The organism is Variovorax sp. P4_D9, from assembly GCF_056401695.1.
Genome location: NZ_JBFUIU010000840.1, coordinates 1 through 3,759, shown reverse-complemented (window position 1 = coordinate 3,759; position 3,759 = coordinate 1). Strand labels below are relative to the sequence as shown.

Genomic DNA, 3,759 nt, shown 5'->3' with positions numbered 1-3,759 from the left:
CGCCATGGCCGAACCCACTGTATTCATCATCGACGACGACGAAGGCTATCGCGACTCGGTTCAGGAACTGGTGAGCTCGGTCGGACTGCCGACCGAGACCTTCAGTTCGGCGCTGGATTTCCTCCAGGCCTTCAACCCCGCGCGCCCCGGCTGCCTGGTGCTCGATGTGCGCATGGCGCGCATGAGCGGGCTGGCGCTCCAGGAGCGCCTGGTCGCGATGGGCGCCCGCATTCCGATCGTGTTCATCAGCGGTCATGGCGATATCGCCATGGCGGTCAAAGCCGTCAAGGACGGCGCGGTGGATTTCGTGCAGAAGCCCTACCGAGAGCAGCAGTTGCTCGATGCCATCGACGAGGCACTGCTGCGCAACGCGGCACCGCAGGTCCCCTCGGCGGAGCCGCAACACCCACTCGCGCAGCGGATCGACGCCCTGAGTGCGCGTGAGCGCGAGGTCATGAAGCTGGCGCTGAAGGGACTGCCGAGCAAACTGATTGCCAAGGAGCTGGATATCGGCCACCGCACGGTCGAGCAGCACCGCAGCCGCCTGCTCGAGAAGCTGGGCGTCGGATCGATCAACGAGTTGCTGCGCCTCAATATCGAGCGCGCTTCCGACTGAAGTTGACACTGGCGGCGGCGCCACGTACGTGGTGCTGCGTGGTCGCCGGGATGGACCTCTGGCGCGCTCGGCTTCACCATGGTGTGCTTGACATCTGGCACCGTGCGCAGGCGCGCGGCCGAGAAGCGCGGCCGTCCCTTCCCCGGGCCATCCGATCGAGTAAAAGCTTTTCCTGAACGAGGAGGCCCCACATGATTCGAATCCGAACCTTCGTCGCCCCCTGGCTGCTCGTGGCAGCGCTTGCGCTCGGCGCCGCCGCGTACGCCCAGCCGGCACCGAGCGCCGGCGCCAAGGCCCCGAGCAAGGCTGCCGCAACGCGTGCGCCCCAGCTCGAGCCCAAGGCCATGGACTTGCTGCGCGCCATGAGCGCCAGCCTGACGGCCTCGAAGTCGATGGCCTTCACGGCCGTCGCCACCTACGAGAGCCCGAGCAGCGTGGGCCCGTCCCTGGCCTATGCGACCTCCTCCGAGGTGCTGCTGCAGCGCCCCGACAGGCTGCGCGTCCTCACCTTGGGTGACGGACCGCCCGCGGAGTATTACTTCGACGGCAAGACGCTCACGGCCTTCGCGCCGGCCGAGAACCTGGTGGCCGTCGCGCCGGCCCCGCCCACCATCGACGCCATGCTCAAGCAGGCCTTCGACAACGCCGCGATCTACTTCCCCTTTGCCGACATCGTCGGCAGCGACCCCTTCAAGACGCTCACCGAGGGCCTGACCAAGGCCTTCTACATCGGCCAGTCGAAGGTCGTCGGCGGCACCACCACCGAGATGGTCGCCATCGCCAGCGACCAGATGTTCATGCAGATCTGGATCGGCGCCGACGACAAGCTGCCTCGCAAGATGCGTGCGGTGTTCCGCGGCGACCCGCTCCAGTTGCGCCACCAGGTCGAGCTGTCGAACTGGAAGCTCGACCCGGTGATCGCGGCCGAGGCTTTCGCGGCGGTCAATGCGGCCAACGCGAAGAAGATCGACTTCGCCGCGCCGAAGCCACCGGCGGCGGCGAAGAAGGCGGCCAAACCCGCGGCCAAGGCGCAGTAAGGAGCACGGACCATGACCACCCTCAAGACACTTCTTCCTTTGCTGGCAGGCTTGCTCATGACGGCCGGCTTCCACGCGCCGGCGGCCGCCTGGGCCAGCGCCAACCGCTTCGGCGGCCACGCCTCGGGCGGCTGGGGCGGCGCCGAGCACACCAATCGCTGGGGCGGAAGCACCGAGCACAGCTGGGACGGTGCCACCAGCCATACCAACATGTACGGCGGCACCACCACCGGCGTGGCCGGCTACGGCGCCGTGCACACCACCGCAGGCGGCTACAGCACCTACCGCCCGCCGGCCTACGGCTATGCAGGCTACGCGCCCTATCACGCACCGGTGGCGGTGCCCTACTACCACGCGGGCTGCTACGACTGCGCGGGTGCCGTGGCCGCCGGCGCAGTCGTCGGGGTGGCCGCCGGTGCGGCGGTCGCGAGCGCCAACCGCGCGGTCTATCCCATGGGCGTCAGCTATGCGCGGGTGCCCGATGGCGCGGTGATGGTCAACCGTTACGGCGTCGATTACTACCAGGTCGGAGACAGTTGGTTCCGGCCCTTCTACGGCGCCAACGGCGTCTACTACACCGTCGTTGGCGCGCCGTGAGCGCGCACCGCCGGGTCCAGGTCAACGCGCTTCGACGAAGCCGATCAGGCCTGGGGCCATCGATGCCTATCGCGAGGTCTCGCCGTTCGCGCTGGCATGGGTCTGCTTCCGACTGGGCGTCCTGTGGGGCGAACTGGCGCCCGAGGCACAGCCAGGGCGCGCAGGCCGGTGGTACCGCCAGGCCATCGACCATGTGCCCGGCTACGTGAAGGCGCGCATCCACCTGTCCGAGTTGCTGGCCGACGAGGCGCGCTACCTGGAGGCCCGCGAACTGCTGCTCCCCGCCCTCGCCAGTGGGGATCCGGAGGTCGACCGGCGCCTTGCCGATGTGGCGACCGGCCTCGGGCATGCGAACGAGGCAGAGGAGCATCTGCAGCGCGCGCGCGGCGGTTTCGAACGCCTGGTCGACCTGCATCCTCTTGCCTTTGCCGACCACGCGGCGGAGTTCTATTTGGGCAGCGGCGACGATGCGCCCAGGGCCTTCGAACTGGCGAAGATGGATCTTGCCAATCTGCCGACGCTCAAGGCGTTCGAAAGCGCTCATGCGGCCGCCATCGCCGCGGCCGATGCGTCGGCGGCGCAGCGCATCCTTGCCTTGGCGCGTGAGCGCTGGGCGGCGACGCCTGCCTTCCGGTATTCTCCGCTGGCCGCCGTCGCATCTAATCACAAAGAAGGCTGCGATGCCGATCGATCGTAGGAGCTTCCTGGTGGGGACGACGCTGTCGGGAACGGCTGCGACCTTTGCGCTCGCGGGTGTTTCTCCCGACCGTCTGTTCGCCGCAGCGCCTTCGCTCGAGGCCGCGGCCCCGGCCGATGGCGCTGCCGATCCCGTTGCCCTAAAGATCCATGGCTTGGGTCCCGGAGGGCGAGCTGGATGGAAGCGTCTGGATCGGCCTCAATCAGCAATGGCGAACCACCTGGCGATAACCGGATCCACCGATCACAAGGAGTCCTCGACATGCTCTCGCCGACTGAATGGATCGACATGAGACACCTGCTTGTCATGGCTATGGGCCTGTGTGCCGGGCTGCCGGCGCAGGCCGAGATGAGCGCCGAGGACCTCGCCAAGCTGGCGCAGAACCCGGTCGGCAATCTCATCAGCGTACCGTTCCAGAACAACACCAATCTCAACTATGGGCCGGAAAAGGGAACCCAGAACATCCTGAACATCCAGCCGGTGATACCGATCTCGATCGACAAGGACTGGAACATCATCACCCGCACGATCCTGCCGGTCATCTCAATGCCGGCACTCGGCCCGGGCATCGGCAGCACCAGCGGCATCGGCGACACGGTGCTGACCGCGTTCCTGTCGCCGGCGAACCCGGGCAAGTGGATCTGGGGCGCCGGGCCGGTGGTCCAGATCCCGACCAACAGCAATTCGGAGCTGGGCAACAAGAACTGGGGCCTGGGCCCATCCGCCGTCGTGCTGCACCTCGACCACGGCAGCCCGTGGGTGTACGGCGCACTGTTCAACAACATCTGGTCGGTGAGCAGCAGCAAGCAGGG

Annotated in this window: 5 protein-coding genes; all 5 read left to right on the top strand. The window is 67.4% G+C overall.

Going from position 1 to position 3,759, the window contains the following annotated elements:
- The coding region (locus AC1DY5_RS46485; protein ID WP_478121143.1) for a response regulator transcription factor at positions 1-616 on the top strand (616 nt) is incomplete at its 5' end.
- 191 nt (positions 617-807) lie between these two features.
- On the top strand, positions 808-1,653 hold the full coding sequence (locus AC1DY5_RS46480) for a DUF2092 domain-containing protein (RefSeq protein WP_478121142.1): 846 nt from the start codon (positions 808-810) through the stop codon (positions 1,651-1,653).
- 12 nt (positions 1,654-1,665) lie between these two features.
- Entirely contained in the window at positions 1,666-2,250 is a 585-nt protein-coding gene (locus AC1DY5_RS46475) for a hypothetical protein (RefSeq protein ID WP_478121141.1), read from the top strand.
- A gap of 193 nt (positions 2,251-2,443) precedes the next feature.
- Complete coding sequence (locus tag AC1DY5_RS46470; RefSeq protein ID WP_478121140.1) at positions 2,444-2,947, top strand: hypothetical protein; 504 nt, start codon at positions 2,444-2,446, stop codon at positions 2,945-2,947.
- A gap of 261 nt (positions 2,948-3,208) precedes the next feature.
- A partial coding sequence (locus AC1DY5_RS46465; protein ID WP_478121139.1) for a transporter occupies positions 3,209-3,759 on the top strand: 551 nt, incomplete at its 3' end.